The sequence below is a fragment of the Pseudomonas sp. GW821-FHT09D08 genome (assembly GCF_059416305.1).
Genome location: NZ_JBWKOX010000007.1, coordinates 226,770 through 243,671, shown reverse-complemented (window position 1 = coordinate 243,671; position 16,902 = coordinate 226,770). Strand labels below are relative to the sequence as shown.

Sequence of the window (16,902 nt, the reverse complement as noted above, 5' to 3'; positions counted from 1 at the left end):
GAGAGCTGCCATGACCGATACCCCCGACCGCGACGAACGCCACCTGGCGCGCATGCTGCGCAAAAAAGCCGTGATCGACGAGCGCATCGCCAATTCCCCCAATGAGTGTGGCTTGCTGCTGGTGCTGACCGGCAACGGCAAAGGCAAGAGCAGCTCGGCATTCGGTATGCTCGCGCGCGCCATGGGCCACGGCATGCAGTGCGGTGTGGTGCAGTTCATCAAGGGGCGCAACAGCACCGGTGAGGAGTTGTTCTTCCGCCGCTTCCCCGAGCAAGTGCGTTTCCACGTGATGGGCGAAGGCTTCACCTGGGAGACCCAGGACCGCCAGCGCGATATCGCTGCCGCCGAAGCCGCCTGGGCCGTGTCCCGTGAACTGCTGCAAGACCCCACCATCGGCCTGGTGGTGCTGGATGAGCTGAACATCGCCCTCAAGCATGGTTACCTCGACTTGGACCAGGTCCTCAGCGACCTGCAAGCGCGTCCGCCGATGCAGCACGTGGTCGTCACCGGCCGTGGCGCCAAGCCTGAATTGATCGAAATGGGCGACACCGTCACTGAAATGGGCATGCTCAAGCACGCGTTCCAGGCCGGTATCAAGGCACAGAAGGGCGTCGAACTTTGAATCAGCCCCGTCACTGCCCGGCCGTCCTGATCGCCGCACCGGCGTCCGGCCAGGGCAAAACCACCGTCACCGCCGCGCTGGCCCGTTTGCACCGCAACCTGGGGCGCAGGGTACGCGTGTTCAAATGCGGCCCGGATTTCCTGGACCCGATGATCCACGAGCGCGCCAGCGGTGCGCCGGTGTATCAATTGGACATGTGGATGGTGGGCGAGCAGGAAAGTCGTCGGCTGCTGTGGGAAGCGGCGGGTGAGGCCGACCTCATCCTGATCGAAGGCGTGATGGGCCTGTTCGATGGCACACCGTCCAGCGCCGACTTGGCGCGGCATTTCGGCGTGCCGGTGCTCGGTGTGATCGACGGCACCGCCATGGCCCAGACCTTTGGCGCCCTGGCCCTGGGCCTGGCGCGTTATCAGCCGGACCTGCCGTTTGCCGGGGTACTGGCCAACCGCGTCGGCACCCTGCGCCATGCGCAGTTGCTGGAAGGCAGCCTCACCGAAGGCTTGCGTTGGTATGGCGCCCTGTCCCGCGAAACCGGGATCGAACTGCCCAGCCGCCATTTGGGCCTGGTGCAGGCCAGCGAGCTGAATGACCTCGACGTGCGCCTGGACGCCGCCGCCCAGGCCCTGGGCAGCAGCTGCGAAGTCGCATTGCCGCCGCCGGTGACCTTCGCCGCGCCGGAAGTGATCGAGGCCGAGCCGTTGCTGGCCGGTGTGCGCATTGCGGTGGCCCGTGACGAAGCCTTCGCCTTCACCTATGGCGCCAGCCTCGACCTGCTGCGGGCGATGGGGGCCGAGTTGCACTTCTTCTCGCCGATCCATGATCGCCAACTGCCCGAGGCCGACAGCCTGTATTTACCCGGCGGTTACCCGGAATTGCACCACCAGGCGCTGTCGCAAAACACGCCGATGCTTGACGCCATTCGTAACCACCATGCCGCCGGCAAACCCTTGCTCGCCGAGTGTGGCGGCATGCTCTACCTGTTGGATTCGCTTACCGATGTCGACGGCACCCGCGCCGAGCTGGTCGGCCTGCTGCAAGGCGATGCGGTGATGCAAAAGAAACTCGCGGCCCTGGCCCTGCAAAGTGTCGAGCTGCCGGAAGGCGTGCTGCGCGGGCACACGTATCACCATTCCCTGACCAGCACCGAGAGCCAGCCGATTGCCCGTGGCCTGAGCCCGAACGGTGGGCGCGGTGCCGAAGCGGTGTTCCGGCAGGGGCGGATGACGGCCTCTTACGTGCACTTCTATTTTCCGTCGAATCCGACGGCGGTAGCCGCGTTGTTTGCCCCGGACCGAGCTGAAACCCCATCCACTGTGGGAGGGGGCTTGCCCCCGATAGGGCCATGACCGACAACGCTTTCCCCCAGGCCGACCGCGACGCCGTCTACCGCGCCATCGCCGAACGCCGCGACATGCGCCACTTCAGCGGCGGCAGTGTCGCGCCCGAATTGCTGCATCGCCTGCTCCAGGCCGCGCACCAGGCCCCCAGTGTCGGCCTGATGCAGCCTTGGCGGTTTATCCGCATCAGCGACCGCGCATTGCGCAGCCGGATTCAACAGTTGGTGGAAGAAGAACGCGTGCGCACCGCCGAGGCGTTAGGCGAGCGCTCCGATGCGTTCATGAAGCTCAAGGTCGAAGGCATCCACGACTGCGCCGAAGTGCTGGTGGCGGCGTTGATGGATGATCGCGAGCGCCACATCTTCGGGCGGCGCACCTTGCCGGAGATGGACCTGGCGTCGCTGTCCTGTGCGATCCAGAACCTGTGGCTGGCGGCGCGGGTCGAGGGGCTGGGCATGGGCTGGGTCTCGCTGTTCGACCCCCAGGCCCTGGCCGACCTGCTGGGCCTGCCGCCCGGTGCGAAACCCCTAGCGGTGTTGTGCCTGGGGCCGGTGACGGAGTTTTACCCGGCACCGATGTTGCAGCTCGAAGGCTGGACCGAGCCTCGGCCGTTGAGTGACATGGTGTATGAAAATGCGTGGGGAGTGAGTCAATGAGTGTGGCCTTGCTGTGTGTCGCTGCGGTGGCGTTGGATGCGCTGCTGGGCGAGCCCAGGCGCTGGCATCCGCTGGTGGCGTTCGGCAATTTTGCCGGGCGCATCGAGCAGCGTTTCAACAGCGGTGGCCGGGGCTGGCGCAGCCATGGCGTGACCGCGTGGGTTATCGCCGTGGTGCCGTTGACCCTGCTGGCCACCGCGTTGTCGTGGGCGCCGTATATCGGCTGGGTCCTGGAGATCCTCGCGTTGTACTGCGCCCTCGGCATGCGCAGCCTCGGCGAGCATGTGATCCCGGTGGCCCAGGCCCTGCGCAGCGATGACCTCGACGCGGCTCGCACACGGGTGAGCTACCTGGTCAGCCGCCAGACCAGTGAACTGGACCGCACCGAAGTCGCCCGTGCCGCCACCGAATCGGTGCTGGAAAACGGCAGCGATGCGGTGTTTGCCGCGCTGTTCTGGTTTGTCGTTGCCGGCGTGCCTGGCGTGGTGCTCTACCGCCTGAGCAATACGCTCGACGCCATGTGGGGCTATCGCAACGAACGCTTCGAGCGTTTCGGTTGGGCCGCGGCCAAAATCGACGATGTACTCAACTATGTACCTGCACGCCTGGTGGCCTTGACCTACGCCGTGCTGGGCAAAACCCGCCTGGCCCTCAAATGCTGGCGCACCCAGGGGCCGACCTGGGACAGCCCCAATGCCGGGCCGGTGATGGCATCCGGCGCTGGCGCGTTGGGCGTTGAGCTGGGTGGCGCCGCGATTTACCACGGCGAGGTGCACCAGCGTCCGCCCCTGGGCGAAGGCCCGGCGGCGGATGCCGATTCCATCGATCGCGGCTGGCAGCTGGTGCAGCGCGGCGTATGGTTGTGGTTGCTGATTCTCTGCGTGGGGGGGCAATTTTATGCTTGAGCACGGTGGCCGGCTGCGCAAGGCAGCGATTCAGTACGGGATTGCCGAGGCCGATTGGCTCGACCTGTCCAGCGGCCTCGCGCCCTGGCCGTGGCCGATCCCGGAGATTCCGCTGCGGGCCTGGGCGCGCTTGCCGGAGTCCGACGACGGCCTGGAACAGGCGGCCAGCGAGTATTACGGCGCCGCGCATCTGCTGCCGGTGCCCGGCTCCCAGGCGGCGATTCAGTTGCTGCCGCGCCTGCGCCGTGCCGGCAAGGTCGGCGTGCTGTCGCCGTGCTACGCCGAACATGCCGAGGCCTGGCGGCGTGCCGGTTACGTGGTGCGTGAAGTGCAGGAGCAGGAAGTCGACTTCTTCCTCGACGTCCTTGACGTGCTGGTGGTGGTCAATCCCAATAACCCCACCGGATTGAGCCTGGCCCCGCAACGCCTGCTGGATTGGCACGCAAGGCTGGCCCAGCGCGGCGGCTGGCTGGTGGTGGACGAAGCGTTCATGGATGTCACCCCGCAGTTGAGCCTGGCGAGCCAGGCCCATCAGGTCGGCCTGATTGTGCTGCGCTCGTTCGGCAAGTTTTTCGGCCTGGCCGGGGTGCGCCTGGGCTTTGTGCTGGCCGAGCGCAGGCTGCTCAAGTTGCTGGCCGAACAGGTCGGGCCCTGGGCTGTCAGCGGGCCGACGCGGGTGCTGGGCCAAGTGTGCCTGCGCGATACCGCCGGCCATGGGCGGCAGCGGGCACGCTGCATCGAGGCCGGCCAGCGTTTGTTTGAACTGCTCGAACGCCGTGGCTTTCAACCCCAGGGCGGCTGCGCGTTGTTCCAATGGCTGATCACCCCGCACGCCGAACGCATGCACGAATTCATGGCCCAGCGCGGCATCTTGCTGCGCCTGTTTGTGCACAACAGCAGCGTGCGGTTTGGCCTGCCCGACACCGAGGCCGACTGGCTGCGCCTTGACGAAGCGCTGGTGGCCTACAAGGACGCCTCATGACGACGCTGATGGTGCAAGGCACCACCTCCGATGCCGGCAAAAGTACCCTGGTGACCGCGTTGTGCCGCTGGCTGGTACGCCAGGGCATCGCCGTGGTGCCGTTCAAGCCGCAGAACATGGCGCTCAACAGCGCCGTGACAGCCGAAGGCGGCGAGATCGGCCGTGCCCAGGCGGTGCAGGCCCAGGCGGCCAACCTGGCGCCCCATACCGATATGAACCCGGTGCTGCTCAAGCCCAACAGCGACACCGGCTCCCAGGTGATCATCCATGGCCGTGCGGTCACCAGCATGAATGCCGTGGCGTATCACGATTACAAAGCCATCGCGATGCAGGCGGTGCTGGCCTCCCACGCGCGGTTGAGCGAAACCTACCCGGTGGTGATGGTGGAGGGCGCAGGTTCCCCGGCGGAGATCAACCTGCGCGCCAATGACATCGCCAACATGGGCTTCGCCGAAGCGGTGGATTGCCCGGTGCTGCTGATTGCCGACATCAATCGCGGCGGGGTGTTCGCCCATCTGGTCGGCACCCTGGAATTGCTCTCTCCCAGCGAACAGGCGCGGGTCAAGGGCTTCATCATCAACCGTTTTCGCGGCGACATCGCACTGCTGCAACCGGGCCTGGACTGGTTGGAGGCACGCACCGGCAAACCGGTGGTGGGCGTATTGCCCTACGTGATGGACCTGCACCTGGAAGCCGAGGACGGCATCGACCAACGTCAGATCGACAAGGCGGCGCAGGTGCTCAAGGTGGTGGTGCCGGTGTTGCCGCGCATCAGCAACCACACGGATTTCGATCCGCTGCGCCTGCATCCCCAAGTGGACTTGCAGTTCATCGGGCCGGGCCAGCCGATTCCGGCCGCCGACCTAATCATCCTGCCGGGCTCGAAAAGCGTGCGCAGCGACCTCGCGTACCTGCGTGCCCATGGCTGGGACACCGCCGTGGCGCGGCACTTGCGCTACGGCGGCAAGGTGCTGGGGATTTGCGGCGGTTTGCAGATGCTCGGTGAGCAGGTGCACGACCCGTTGGGCCTGGAAGGGCCAGCCGGTTCCAGCGACGGCTTGGGGCTGCTGGCGTTCAGTACCACCCTGGAAGCCGAGAAACAGTTGCGTAATGTACGCGGGCGCTTGTTGCTGGAGGACGCCGAGGTCAGTGGCTATGAGATCCATGCCGGCGTGACGTGCGGCGCGGCCCTTGCGAACGCCGCCGTGCTGCTGGAGGACGGTCGCCGTGACGGCGCGCACAGTGCTGATGGGCAGATTCTTGGCACGTATCTGCATGGCGTGTTCGAGATGCCGGCGGCCTGCGGTGCGTTGCTGCGTTGGGCCGGGTTGCAGGATGTACAGGCGGTGGATTATCACGCCCTGCGCGAGCGCGATATCGAACGGTTGGCGGATCTGGTGGAGAACCATTTGGATACCGATTTGTTGCGCAATCTGTGTGGGGTTTAAGGGTGTACACACGGTTCAAATGTGGGAGGGGGCTTTCGGTGTACGTACCCATTCCTGCGGTAACGACCACTTATGGTCGATGGGTAGGGGGTGTCTCATGCTTCAACTGATTTTAGGCGGCGCCCGCTCCGGCAAAAGCAGCCTCGCTGAAAAACTCGCCGGCGACAGCGCTTTGCCCGTCATCTATATCGCCACCAGCCAGCCGCTTGACGGCGAGATGAATGCCCGTGTTGCCTTGCATCGCGAGCGTCGCCCTGATCACTGGGGTTTGATCGAAGAACCTGTCGAGCTGGCGCGTGTGCTGCGCGAAAACGCCGCGCCCGGTCGTTGCCTGCTGGTGGATTGCCTGACCCTGTGGTTGACCAACCTGCTGATGCTCGAAGACGCAGAGCGCCTGGCGTTTGAGCGCGATCAATTGCTGGAAAGCCTGGCCGTGCTGCCGGGTGAAATTATTTTTGTCAGCAACGAGACCGGTCTGGGTGTCGTGCCGCTGGGCGAATTGACTCGCCGCTATGTGGATGAAGCCGGTTGGCTGCATCAAGCCTTGGCCGAGCGATGTCAGCGTGTTGTCCTGACGGTTGCCGGCCTGCCCCTGACGTTGAAAGGTACTGCGTTATGACTGACACCTGGTGGCTCAACCCTTGTAAGGCCATTGACGCCTCGGCGTACGAACAAGCCCTGGCGCGCCAGCAGCAATTGACCAAGCCGGCCGGTTCCCTGGGCCAGCTGGAAGCGCTGGCCGTGCAATTGGCCGGCTTGCAGGGCCAGGTCAAGCCGTCGGTGGACCGGCTGTGGATCGCCATCTTTGCCGGTGACCATGGTGTGGTTGCCGAGGGTGTATCGGCGTTTCCTCAGGAAGTCACCGGGCAGATGCTGCATAACTTTGTCACCGGTGGCGCGGCCATCAGCGTACTGGCGCGGCAACTGGATGCGCAGTTGGAAGTGGTCGACCTCGGTACGGTGACCCCTTCGCTGAGCCTGCCCGGCGTCCGTCACCTGAATATCGGCGCGGGCACCGCCAATTTCGTCAAGGGCCCGGCAATGACCAGCGCCCAGGGCCGATTGGCATTGCAGGCGGGTCGCGACAGTGTGCTGCGCGCCCGTGAAAGCGGTGCGCAGTTGTTTGTCGGCGGTGAGATGGGCATCGGCAACACCACCGCCGCCAGTGCGCTGGCCTGCGCCTTGCTCGATTGCCAGGTTGCCGAGCTGACGGGCCCGGGCACCGGATTGAATGCCCAAGGCGTCAGTCACAAGGTGGCGGTGATCGAGCGCGCGCTGGCGCTGCATGCCGCGCAGCGTGGGGATGCGCTGCACACCCTGTGCAATCTCGGCGGCTTTGAAATCGCTGCCCTGGTGGGGGCTTACCTGGCCTGTGCCCAGGAAGGCATCGTGGTGTTGGTGGATGGGTTTATCTGCACCGTCGCGGCGCTGGTCGCCACGCGCTTGAACCCGGCGTGCCGCGACTGGCTGCTGTTCGGCCACCGCGGTGCCGAGCCTGGCCATCGCCATGTCTTGCAGAGCCTCGATGCACAACCGTTGCTGGAGCTCGGCCTGCGCCTGGGCGAGGGCAGTGGCGCGGCGTTGGCGGTGCCATTGCTGCGCCTGGCCTGTGCGCTGCACGGGCAGATGGCGACGTTTGCCGAAGCGGCCGTGGCAGATCGCCCGGCATGACTTTGCACCTGGACCTGCTGCGCCACGGCGAAACCGAGCTGGGCGGCGGCCTGCGCGGCAGCCTGGACGATGCATTGACCGCCAAGGGCTGGGAACAGATGCGCGCCGCTGTGCTGGCACAGGGGCCCTGGGAGCGGCTGATCAGTTCGCCGCTGCAACGCTGTGCGCGGTTCGCGGAGGAACTGGGCGCGCGGTTGAATGTGCCGGTGAGCCTGGAAAAGGACCTGCAGGAACTGCACTTCGGTGCCTGGGAAGGGCAGAGTGCGGCAGCGCTGATGGAGACCGACGCCGAAGGCCTGGGCCGGTTCTGGGCCGATCCCTATAGCTTCACGCCGCCCCAGGGCGAACCGGTCAGCGCGTTTTCCCAGCGGGTTTTGGGCGCCGTCCTGCGCCTGCATAAGGCGTATGCCGGTGAGCGTGTGCTGTTGATCAGCCACGGTGGGGTGATACGTTTGCTGTTGGCCCAGGCTCGGGGGCTGCCCCGTGAGCAGTTGCTGAATGTCGAAGTCGCTCATGGTGGGTTGTTCAACCTGCAGGTCGGCGCCGATGGCGTGTTGAAGGAAGGAGTCTGAGCATGCTGCCGTTCTGGATCGCCGTGCAGTTCCTGAGCAGTTTGCCGATTCGCCTGCCGGGTATGCCGCAGCCGCAGGAACTGGGGCGCTCGTTGCTGTTTTATCCCGTGGTCGGGTTGCTGTTCGGCGTGCTGCTGTGGGGCCTCAATACGCTGTTGACCGGATCACCGCTGTTGTTGCACGCCGCGCTGCTGCTGACGGCCTGGGTGTTGCTCAGTGGTGGGCTGCATCTCGATGGCCTGGCGGACAGCGCCGATGCCTGGCTGGGTGGCTTCGGCGACCGCGAGCGCACCCTCAGCATCATGAAAGACCCGCGCAGCGGGCCGATTGCCGTGGTCACCCTGGGCCTGGTGTTGCTGCTCAAGTTCACCGCGCTGGTGGCCTTGATCGAACAGCGCAACGGTGTGGCGTTGATTCTCGCGCCGTTGATCGGCCGGGCGTCGATGCTGGGGTTGTTTCTCACCACCCGTTATGTGCGAGCGGGTGGCTTGGGCCAGGCGTTGTCGGATCATCTACCGCGCGTCGTCGGGCAACAGGTGCTGATCCTCAGTGGTCTGGCCTGCATCCTGATCGGTGGTTTCAGCGGTGGGGTTGCCGTGCTGCTCGCGGCCGTGTGTTTTATCGGCCTGCGCCAACTGATGGTCAATCGCCTCGGCGGCACCACCGGCGATACCGCTGGCGCGCTGCTGGAGCTGCTGGAAGTGGCTGTTCTGGTCGGTTTGGCGTTGTAACACTTTCTTGCATTTCCTTAATCGCGGGTATATACACGTTCCATGCTTGCCTCCCAATGTTTATGTACCAACCTGCGACGTGCCGCCCGGGGCGTCAGCAGACACTACGACGGAGCCCTCGACGGCTTCGGGATCAACGTCGCCCAGTATTCCTTGCTGTGCAACCTGCAGCGCTTAGACCAACCGAGCATTTCCAGCCTGGCCGACGCCATGGGCCTGGATCGCAGCACCTTGGGGCGCAACCTGCGGGTGTTGGAAGGTGAGGGCCTGGTGCGGATGGTGGAGGGCGATGACCTGCGCAACCGCCTGGTGCTGTTGACCGCCGCCGGTGAAGAGCGCCTGGCCGCTGCGTTACCCGCCTGGGAGGCGGCGCAACAGAAATTGATCGATCAACTCGGCGCGGAAAAACGCGAAACCCTGTTGGCCTTGCTGGATGAACTCGCCTGAACGCGGGTTTGTTCGAATACAAGCGGGTATATACCCGCGAACGGAGAATAAGAAATGACGTCGATGTGGCGCACCAGTGGTTGGATCCTTGTAGGGAGTGCGCTGATCCTGGCGTTGTCCTTGGGCGTGCGGCACGGGTTCGGCCTGTTCCTGGCGCCGATGAGCAGCGAATTCGGCTGGGGCCGTGAGACCTTTGCCTTTGCCATCGCCTTGCAGAACCTGATCTGGGGCCTGGCGCAGCCGTTTACCGGTGCCCTGGCCGACCGGTTCGGCGCCACCAAGGCGGTGTTTGTCGGCGGCGTGTTGTACGCCGCAGGCCTGGTGTTGATGGGCCTGTCGGATTCGGCGTGGTCGTTGTCCTTGAGTGCCGGCCTGCTGATTGGGATTGGCCTGTCGGGTACATCGTTCTCGGTGATTCTGGGCGTGGTCGGCCGCGCCGTGGCGCCGGAAAAGCGCAGCATGGCCATGGGCATTGCCAGCGCCGCCGGTTCGTTTGGCCAGTTCGCCATGGTGCCGGGCACCTTGGGCTTGATCAGTTGGCTGGGCTGGTCGGCCGCCTTGCTGGCGCTGGGTTTGATGGTGGCGCTGATTCTGCCGCTGGTGAGCATGCTCAAGGATCGCCCGCTGCCGGTCATGGCCGGCCAGCAGACCCTGGGTGAAGCCTTGAAGGAAGCCTGCTCCCACTCCGGGTTCTGGCTGCTGGCCTTCGGCTTTTTCGTCTGCGGTTTCCAGGTGGTGTTTATTGGTGTCCACCTGCCGGCCTACCTGGTGGACCAGCACTTGCCGGCCACCGTTGGCACCACGGTGTTGGCGTTGATCGGGCTGTTCAATATCTTCGGCACCTATACCGCCGGCTGGCTCGGCGGGCGCATGTCCAAGCCGCGTCTGTTGACCGGGTTGTACCTGCTGCGCGCGGTGGTGATTATCCTGTTCCTGTGGGCACCGGTGACCGAAGTCACGGCCTACCTGTTCGGCATGGCCATGGGCTTTTTGTGGCTGTCCACGGTACCGCTGACCAACGGCACGGTCGCCACGCTGTTCGGGGTGCGAAACCTGTCCATGCTCGGTGGGATCGTGTTCCTTTTCCACCAGCTTGGCTCGTTCCTTGGCGGCTGGTTGGGCGGAGTGGTCTATGATCGAACCGGTAACTACGATTTGATCTGGCAAGTGGCGATCCTGTTGAGCGTGCTCGCCGCAGCCTTGAATTGGCCGGTGCGTGAGCGGCCGGTGGCGCGATTGCAGGCGCAGATGGAGCCGGCATGAGTTCGACCTGGTATTGGTGTGGCGGGGCCGCCGCGACCGCGCTGTTGCTGGCCCTGGCCTGGTGGGGCTGGCAGCGCGGTGGCCTGGCGTTGATGCAACTGGGTATGTCGATCTGTTAAGTTCGGTGCCTGAACTCTTTAAAGGACTTTTCGACATGCAGATGCGCTGGCTGGCTGTACCTGTGCTGATGGCTGCTTTTGGCGGTGTGGCGTTGGCTGCCGATTGCCCGCCGTTGCTGGAGGGTCAACTGCCCAAGTTGCGCGCCAAGGAATCCATCGACCTGTGCCAACGTTTTGCCGGCAAGCCCCTGGTGATCGTCAACACGGCGAGCTTTTGCGGGTTCGCGCCGCAATTCAAAGGCCTCGAAGCGCTGTATCAGCGCTACAAGGATGAAGGGTTGGAGGTGATCGGCGTGCCATCCGATGACTTCAAGCAGGAAGCCAAGACCGGCGAAGAAACCGCCAAGGTCTGCTACGTGAACTACGGCGTGACCTTCACCATGACCGAGCCGCAGAAGGTCAAGGGTCCGGACGCGGTGCACCTGTTCAAGGTATTGGCGCAGCAGAGCAATGCGCCGAAGTGGAACTTCTACAAGTACGTGGTGGACCGGCAGGGCAAGGTGATTGCCGATTTCTCCAGCCTGACCAAGCCGGACAGCCCCGACCTGATCAAGGCGGTGGAGCAGGCGATAGCGTCCAAACCCTGACCAACGCCCATTGAAAAGCCCCGCCTCCTTTGCAGGAGCGCGGGGCTTTTTTACACCCGCCTGGATCAGAAGGTGTAGGTCATGCCCAGGCCGAAACCGTTGGCACTGTTTTCGTATTTGGCGCTGTAGTTGGACGGCAGCGAGGTGTTATTGACCTTGACGTCTTCTTCCTTGAGGTAGGAGTACGCCAGGTCGACCGTCATGTTATCCATGACCTTGTAGCCCAGGCCCACACTGAAGATCGTCCGGTCGCCAGTAGGAATACGTGGCGAACGATCTTTGTTGTTGGTTGGCGACTGGTCGAAGGTCAGGCCGGTACGCAGTACCACCTGCTTGGTCAACTGGTAGGAGGTACCCACGGCATAGGCCCAGGTGTCGTGCCAGTTTTGTTCTTCGGTGATGTTGGCGATTCGGCTAGGGGCCAGGGCGCCACCGTTTGTCGCGGTCACACCTTCGTTGTTGACGGTGATCTCTTTCAGGCGGCTCCAGCGTGTCCAGGTTGCGCCGCCGTACAGTTTCCAGGCATCGGTCAGGTCTTGAGTGACAGACAGGTCGTAGGATTCCGGGGTCTCGATTTTCAAGGAGGCGTCGTAACGATTGTTGCGCAATGCGCCTTGAGTCTGGGCCGGACCACTGACGGTGGTGTGCCCCTCAAGCTTGTAGTTGACCTTGGAGTGGTAGGTCAGGCCGACTCGGGTAGTATCGGTTGCTTGTACAAGTACACCGACATTGAAGCCCAGTGCGGTGTCATCACCCTTGATCTTGACGTTGGTGTCAGAGAAAGGTGCGCCGATTACCAGCGTCTTGTCCGACTCCAACACCCCGGAGATGCGGTTGATGGTCGGACCAAAACCGATGGAAACCTTGTCGTTGAAGGCATAGCTGACAGTCGGCTGGAAGGTCATGACCTTCACTTCGCTCTTGCTGCCGAAGCCACGACCCTGGAAGCCGTTTTCATAGTCGGTCACCAGACCGAACGGTGCATAGACGCCGAAGCCGATGGCCCACTGATCGTTGAGTTTATTGGTGTAGAAGCCGAATGGCACCGCGGTGAACGGAACCATATCACCTTTGTTTGAGCCGCTTGGGCGGCCACTTGCGTCCTTGATATCGGTCGACGCATCAATGGCAGCGACACCACCGGTGATTTGCTGGCCATTCAGGCGCGACATACCGGCAGGGTTACCGTAGACAGTGCTTGCATCATCGGCAGAAGAAGAGCGACCTGCGAAACCCGTACCCATCCCGCTGACGCTCTGTTCGTTCAGTGCGAAACCGCTTGCGAACAGTTGGGAGGATGCCATGGCAACGGCGAGGCTAAGTGTGGTCTTGAGCATTACTTTTTTCATTATTAGAACTCCGTGGTGATCACCGCTGCGGAAAGTATCAATAAAATTAACATCGCGCTATAGGCTGTAACGCAGGAGATAGAGCTGTTTTGTAGGACAATCCGACCAAAATTCGGCTTTTTTGCCGAATCTTGCAAATTGCCCGGTCAGCAGGCCACGTGATTCAAGGGCGAAACACAGGTTTGCCAGGCTTGGGCGAAATCCCGCAGCCTTCCTTGAGGATGAAATATTTCTTTCCAGATACGCGCCATGGCTAAAACATCACCGGGTGGTGGCAGGGCAGGGCTGTGTTGTTCGACCAGGAGCCAGGCGATGGCCGTGGCATAACGCAGGTTTACGGTGAGTTCCAGTTGGGGCGCACTGAGAAAGGCGTGTTGGCTGGCGAGCCCGCGTACCAGGCTGGCACGCTCGGGGTCGAGCGCCAGGTAGTTGTCCCACAAGGCACGATGGCGAGGTTCGGTGATGCTGTACAGGCCGTGGCCGCGTCGATCATGCAGGGCAGAACCCAATTCCGACTGGCTGGCGGCAATACCCAGCAGCAGTGACTCAGCCGTGGGGCTCTGCTGGCCGAGGTACGTCAGCGTCGGCCGGATCACATAACGACACAATTCACTGGCTGCGATACCCATACATGCCTCAATCCGTGAAAAGGGTCGACGAGCCCTGAGAAAGGGGGCTTGGCAGCAGTGGATCGGCTCTCAGGCTCGTCGGAAGCGGATCATGCCGCTTGAGTTGAAGTGTAGTGTCATATTCATGAGGTAAAGGACTGTTTTTAAAACATCTTCTTCATCCAGTTATAACGTTTATATCGATTTGAACTTAGTGCAAATACTCGAGGCAAGAATGACGGGCAATAAAAAACCCTGTGTTTTAAACAGGGTTTTTTGTGTTTCAGCGACTCGGGTCGATCAGGCAACCAGTGCCTGACGGGTACGCTCGATCACGGCCTGCAGCGGTTCAGCGCTGGAGTATTGATCGGGGTACAGGCGTTCGCTGTGGCGGGCGATGCCGTGTTCGTTGACCAGGGTGAAGCTGAAGCAGCCTTTGCGAGCGGCCATGATCAGGCAGTTCATTGGGGCAAAAGCGTTGGTGAGGGTGCGAATGGCATCCTGAGTGTGGATAGCGGACATATTATTGGTGTTCCTACAAATGACACGGATAAGAACCGTGCAACGTTAAAACGTTCCAGTAACGTTGATCACCATTGATCGAACGAAGAACCCGACTGGAACAAAGCAGCCAGTTTGAAGCGCTAATAAGTTAGGCGCGCTTGGGCTGGCAGGTAGGTACTTAGGAGGGCAGGCAACACAACAAGGGCAAAGGTTCTGGGCCCGGGGTGAAGATCCTGATCAATTTGCAGGTTGGTTCGGTCAGAGTATGAAAACTTCGCGGCACCCTTTGCTTGTTCAAAGGCAGTGTCGTCGCAAGTGATACCTGGAAACCATCGAGGTGGTCGATCCCGTGTTGTTCAGGGGAGTTGTTCGACCAGAATTGACTTTCAGCTTGGTACTAACGCTGCGGATAGTAACGGATTGAAACAGGCAATGGAAGCGCGTTAATCAAAAAACTTCAATCAGCCGCCCAGCAGGCCACGGTACACCAGCACCGTGACGGCGGCGGCGAGGGAACAACCCAATCCATAGGCGGCCAGGGTCAGGCGCAAGGATTGGCCGGTCTCGACCATCTTCATCACATCGCCCATGTCGTCGATACGGCCTTCACCCAGCTCGATGCACAAGCTCACGGCGGTGAACGCGGCCGATAGCAGGATGGCGATGGCAAACAACGCCCCATCCGGGGATGGCAGCGCGACATTGATCCCTAATGAAATGGCGCAGATGGCCAGTAACAACACGGCGAATAACAGCATTCCTTTCATCGGCCCACTCAGCGTTGCGTTGTCCGTCGGGCAGTGTGGCGAGCGGGAAAAGATTTGAAAAGTCCCTGCTTTGCCTCGGCGGTAACATTTTTGAAGGCTATCGCTTCAAAAAAAGCCGGGGATATAACCATCGGATCGGTACTTGTGCACATTAGTTGCGGCGTGTGTAACCAGGCTGTCAATCGCTGGACAGGGCCGCCATTTGCCTGCAATGGAAATTTAAGTCAATGAAAAATCTGGCTTTTTTTTATTGGTGAAAAAATCGTCAGTTTGACTGCGGGCCCCGTTCCATGGGCCTTTGCGCGAGTTAAAGGCTGGTTGTCCACTGAGTTATCCACAGCTTCTGTGGATTGTCCCGAGCGCTTGCTCTAGAACGGGCGTGCAGGGTTTTTTCAGCTTTACCTGTGCGAAAAAAAGAGTAGAGTGGCGCGCCTTCCGTTCTGTCCCACAGTGCTTTATGAAGTTTCGCTCAGTATCACCTTCTGTTACCGACACCCCCCAGACTGTTACCGCACCCAAGCGTTTTTCCTTGAAAGTCGCCCTGTGGTTGCTCGACAGCCCACGCCTGGGGCATAGCACCAACGTCAAGCACTTCGCCGGGCGCTTGCTCAAGCAGCCGGCCCGTGAGGGCGTAGTGGCTGCGCAAAGCCGGCTGGGCCAATTGATGTGCCGCGAGTGCGGCAACGCCCGCGACCGCCGCATCGGCCACGATCTGCTGCGCCTGGCCGCCCGTGCCGGTGACCGCCGCGCCCAACGGGAACTGGGTCAGGTCGAAGACTGAGCTGTCCTCACGCTCTACGCTTGGTTAACCTTGCTCCTTTTCGGTGATGGCAGAAATGGCTATGGTTTTTGACTGGACCAGTGTTGCCCTGGGCCTGGCTGGCGCCGCAGTGCCTTTGGTGGCGGTGTGCTGGCAGCTTCAAAGGCGGTTGACCGCGCGGACCACCGGCTGGGAACTGCTCGAAGAGCGCCTGGCCACTGCGCAACTGGCCCAGGAGGGCCTCGCCGCTCAACTGGATGCCAGTCGCGATGAAATCAGCGATCTGAGCCAGGCCAACGCCGCCAAGCAAGCGGACCTGGCTGCAGTGCGCCGCGAGGTCGAGCTGTTGCAGATCGACCGCGACAACGCCCGCGACGCCGCCCACGCCTGGAACCTTGACCGCAGCGCCAAGGAAACCGAATTACGCCGCCTCGACGCACTGTCGGCCGCCTTGCGCGCCGAACTGCGCGAGCAGCAGGAAAGCCATCAGCAGCGCCTCGCCGACCTGCAGGGCTCGCGGGACGAGTTGCGTGCGCAGTTCGCTGAGCTGGCCGGCAAGATCTTCGATGAGCGTGAGCAGCGCTTTGCCGAGACGAGCCAGGAGCGCCTGGGCCAGTTGCTCGACCCCTTGAAGGAACGCATCCAATCCTTCGAAAAACGCGTGGAAGAAAGCTACCAGAACGAGGCTCGCGAGCGCTTTTCCCTGGCCAAGGAGCTTGAACGCCTGCAGCAGTTGAACCTGCGTCTGTCAGACGAAGCCACCAACCTGACCCGCGCCCTCAAGGGCCAGAAAACCCAGGGCAACTGGGGTGAGTTGATCCTCGAACGGGTGCTGGAACACGCCGGCCTGGAGAAGGGCCGCGAGTACCAGACCCAGGTCAGCTTGAAGGGCCCGGACGGTGAGCGCTTCCAACCGGATGTGCTGATCATGCTGCCCGGCGACAAGCAGGTGGTGGTGGATTCCAAGGTCAGCCTGACCGCGTACCAGCAGTATGTCGCGGCCGATGACGAGGTGATCGGCCAGGCAGCCTTGAAGCAGCACGTACTGTCGCTGCGCAATCACGTCAAAGGCTTGGCCGGCAAGGATTACAAACGCCTGGAAGGCCTGCACAGCCTGGATTTCGTGTTGTTGTTCGTACCGATCGAAGCCGCTTTTTCCGCGGCCTTGCAGGCCGAACCGAATCTGTTCCAAGAGGCCTTCGACCGGCATATCGTGATCGTCAGCCCAACGACGCTGCTCGCCACCCTGCGGGTGATCGACAGTCTCTGGAAGCAAGAGCGTCAAAGCCAGAACGCCCGCGAAATCGCCGAACGCGCCGGGTGGCTGTACGACAAGTTCGTGCTGTTTATCCAGGACCTGGACGAAGTGGGCAATCGTCTACAGCAATTGGACAAGGCTTACAGCGCGGCGCGGAACAAGCTGACAGATGGGCGCGGAAACCTGGTCAGTCGCACCGAGCAATTAAAGTTGCTCGGTGCGCGTGCCAGCAAAAGCCTGCCGGCGGATTTGCTGGAGCGGGCGATGACCGACGCCGACGGCGTGGCGCACCTTCCCGAATAAACACAATCCGAAA

General features: G+C 62.3%; 20 protein-coding genes. 16 read left to right on the top strand and 4 right to left on the bottom strand.

Going from position 1 to position 16,902, the window contains the following annotated elements:
- Positions 1-10: 10 nt before the first annotated feature.
- The 14 genes from cobO (at position 11) to AC07OP_RS15360 (ending at position 11,340) form a co-directional block, all read left to right on the top strand.
- On the top strand, positions 11-622 hold the full coding sequence (gene cobO / locus AC07OP_RS15425; protein WP_027603802.1) for a cob(I)yrinic acid a,c-diamide adenosyltransferase: 612 nt from the start codon (positions 11-13) through the stop codon (positions 620-622).
- Positions 619-1,968 (top strand): cobyrinic acid a,c-diamide synthase CobB, encoded by a 1,350-nt coding sequence (locus AC07OP_RS15420; RefSeq protein WP_495100691.1) that lies wholly within the window; start codon positions 619-621, stop codon positions 1,966-1,968. The genes cobO and AC07OP_RS15420 overlap by 4 nt, the downstream gene beginning before the upstream one ends.
- Complete coding sequence (gene bluB, locus AC07OP_RS15415; protein ID WP_092355249.1) at positions 1,965-2,615, top strand: 5,6-dimethylbenzimidazole synthase; 651 nt, start codon at positions 1,965-1,967, stop codon at positions 2,613-2,615. Before AC07OP_RS15420 ends, bluB begins: the two co-directional genes overlap by 4 nt.
- Positions 2,612-3,520, top strand: coding sequence for an adenosylcobinamide-phosphate synthase CbiB (cbiB, locus tag AC07OP_RS15410; protein WP_065924922.1), 909 nt, complete (start codon positions 2,612-2,614; stop codon positions 3,518-3,520). The genes bluB and cbiB overlap by 4 nt, the downstream gene beginning before the upstream one ends.
- A complete protein-coding gene (gene cobD / locus AC07OP_RS15405) occupies positions 3,513-4,502 on the top strand; it encodes a threonine-phosphate decarboxylase CobD (RefSeq protein WP_495100692.1) in 990 nt (329 codons plus the stop codon). Before cbiB ends, cobD begins: the two co-directional genes overlap by 8 nt.
- The gene (locus AC07OP_RS15400; RefSeq protein ID WP_495100693.1) at positions 4,499-5,950 is read left to right on the top strand and encodes a cobyric acid synthase; all 1,452 of its coding nucleotides are present in this window, start codon (positions 4,499-4,501) and stop codon (positions 5,948-5,950) included. Before cobD ends, AC07OP_RS15400 begins: the two co-directional genes overlap by 4 nt.
- A gap of 97 nt (positions 5,951-6,047) precedes the next feature.
- Complete coding sequence (cobU, locus tag AC07OP_RS15395) at positions 6,048-6,569, top strand: bifunctional adenosylcobinamide kinase/adenosylcobinamide-phosphate guanylyltransferase (protein ID WP_495100694.1); 522 nt, start codon at positions 6,048-6,050, stop codon at positions 6,567-6,569.
- A complete protein-coding gene (gene cobT / locus AC07OP_RS15390; protein WP_495100695.1) occupies positions 6,566-7,621 on the top strand; it encodes a nicotinate-nucleotide--dimethylbenzimidazole phosphoribosyltransferase in 1,056 nt (351 codons plus the stop codon). The genes cobU and cobT overlap by 4 nt, the downstream gene beginning before the upstream one ends.
- Positions 7,618-8,193: an alpha-ribazole phosphatase family protein gene (cobC, locus tag AC07OP_RS15385; protein WP_495100696.1), complete on the top strand. Its 576-nt coding sequence runs from the start codon at positions 7,618-7,620 to the stop codon at positions 8,191-8,193. The genes cobT and cobC overlap by 4 nt, the downstream gene beginning before the upstream one ends.
- A 2-nt stretch (positions 8,194-8,195) precedes the next feature.
- A complete protein-coding gene (locus tag AC07OP_RS15380; RefSeq protein WP_495100697.1) occupies positions 8,196-8,924 on the top strand; it encodes an adenosylcobinamide-GDP ribazoletransferase in 729 nt (242 codons plus the stop codon).
- A gap of 42 nt (positions 8,925-8,966) precedes the next feature.
- Positions 8,967-9,371 carry a MarR family winged helix-turn-helix transcriptional regulator gene (locus tag AC07OP_RS15375; RefSeq protein WP_027603812.1) on the top strand — a complete coding sequence of 135 codons (405 nt, stop codon included), beginning with the start codon at positions 8,967-8,969 and terminating at the stop codon, positions 9,369-9,371.
- Positions 9,372-9,434: 63 nt separating this feature from the next.
- A complete protein-coding gene (locus tag AC07OP_RS15370) occupies positions 9,435-10,634 on the top strand; it encodes an MFS transporter (protein WP_495100728.1) in 1,200 nt (399 codons plus the stop codon).
- On the top strand, positions 10,631-10,753 hold the full coding sequence (locus AC07OP_RS15365) for a hypothetical protein (RefSeq protein ID WP_256221084.1): 123 nt from the start codon (positions 10,631-10,633) through the stop codon (positions 10,751-10,753). The genes AC07OP_RS15370 and AC07OP_RS15365 overlap by 4 nt, the downstream gene beginning before the upstream one ends.
- A gap of 35 nt (positions 10,754-10,788) precedes the next feature.
- Positions 10,789-11,340: a glutathione peroxidase gene (locus tag AC07OP_RS15360; protein WP_027603814.1), complete on the top strand. Its 552-nt coding sequence runs from the start codon at positions 10,789-10,791 to the stop codon at positions 11,338-11,340.
- Between the two features lie 65 nt (positions 11,341-11,405).
- Here AC07OP_RS15360 and AC07OP_RS15355 read toward each other — a convergent pair whose 3' ends face one another.
- The 4 genes from AC07OP_RS15355 to AC07OP_RS15340 form a co-directional block, all read right to left on the bottom strand.
- Entirely contained in the window at positions 11,406-12,689 is a 1,284-nt protein-coding gene (locus AC07OP_RS15355; protein ID WP_027603815.1) for an OmpP1/FadL family transporter, read from the bottom strand.
- Between the two features lie 146 nt (positions 12,690-12,835).
- Positions 12,836-13,318 (bottom strand): hypothetical protein, encoded by a 483-nt coding sequence (locus AC07OP_RS15350; RefSeq protein WP_495100698.1) that lies wholly within the window; start codon positions 13,316-13,318, stop codon positions 12,836-12,838.
- Between the two features lie 279 nt (positions 13,319-13,597).
- Entirely contained in the window at positions 13,598-13,819 is a 222-nt protein-coding gene (locus tag AC07OP_RS15345; RefSeq protein WP_010563939.1) for a hypothetical protein, read from the bottom strand.
- Positions 13,820-14,262: 443 nt separating this feature from the next.
- Positions 14,263-14,568: a hypothetical protein gene (locus AC07OP_RS15340; protein WP_065940586.1), complete on the bottom strand. Its 306-nt coding sequence runs from the start codon at positions 14,566-14,568 to the stop codon at positions 14,263-14,265.
- A gap of 457 nt (positions 14,569-15,025) precedes the next feature.
- On the opposite strand from AC07OP_RS15340, the gene AC07OP_RS15335 reads away from it, so the two are divergent.
- Together AC07OP_RS15335 and AC07OP_RS15330 are read left to right on the top strand one after the other, a co-directional pair.
- The gene (locus tag AC07OP_RS15335; protein ID WP_043293316.1) at positions 15,026-15,349 is read left to right on the top strand and encodes an SEL1-like repeat protein; all 324 of its coding nucleotides are present in this window, start codon (positions 15,026-15,028) and stop codon (positions 15,347-15,349) included.
- 175 nt (positions 15,350-15,524) lie between these two features.
- A complete protein-coding gene (locus AC07OP_RS15330; RefSeq protein WP_174557006.1) occupies positions 15,525-16,889 on the top strand; it encodes a DNA recombination protein RmuC in 1,365 nt (454 codons plus the stop codon).
- The last annotated feature ends 13 nt before the right edge of the window (positions 16,890-16,902 follow it).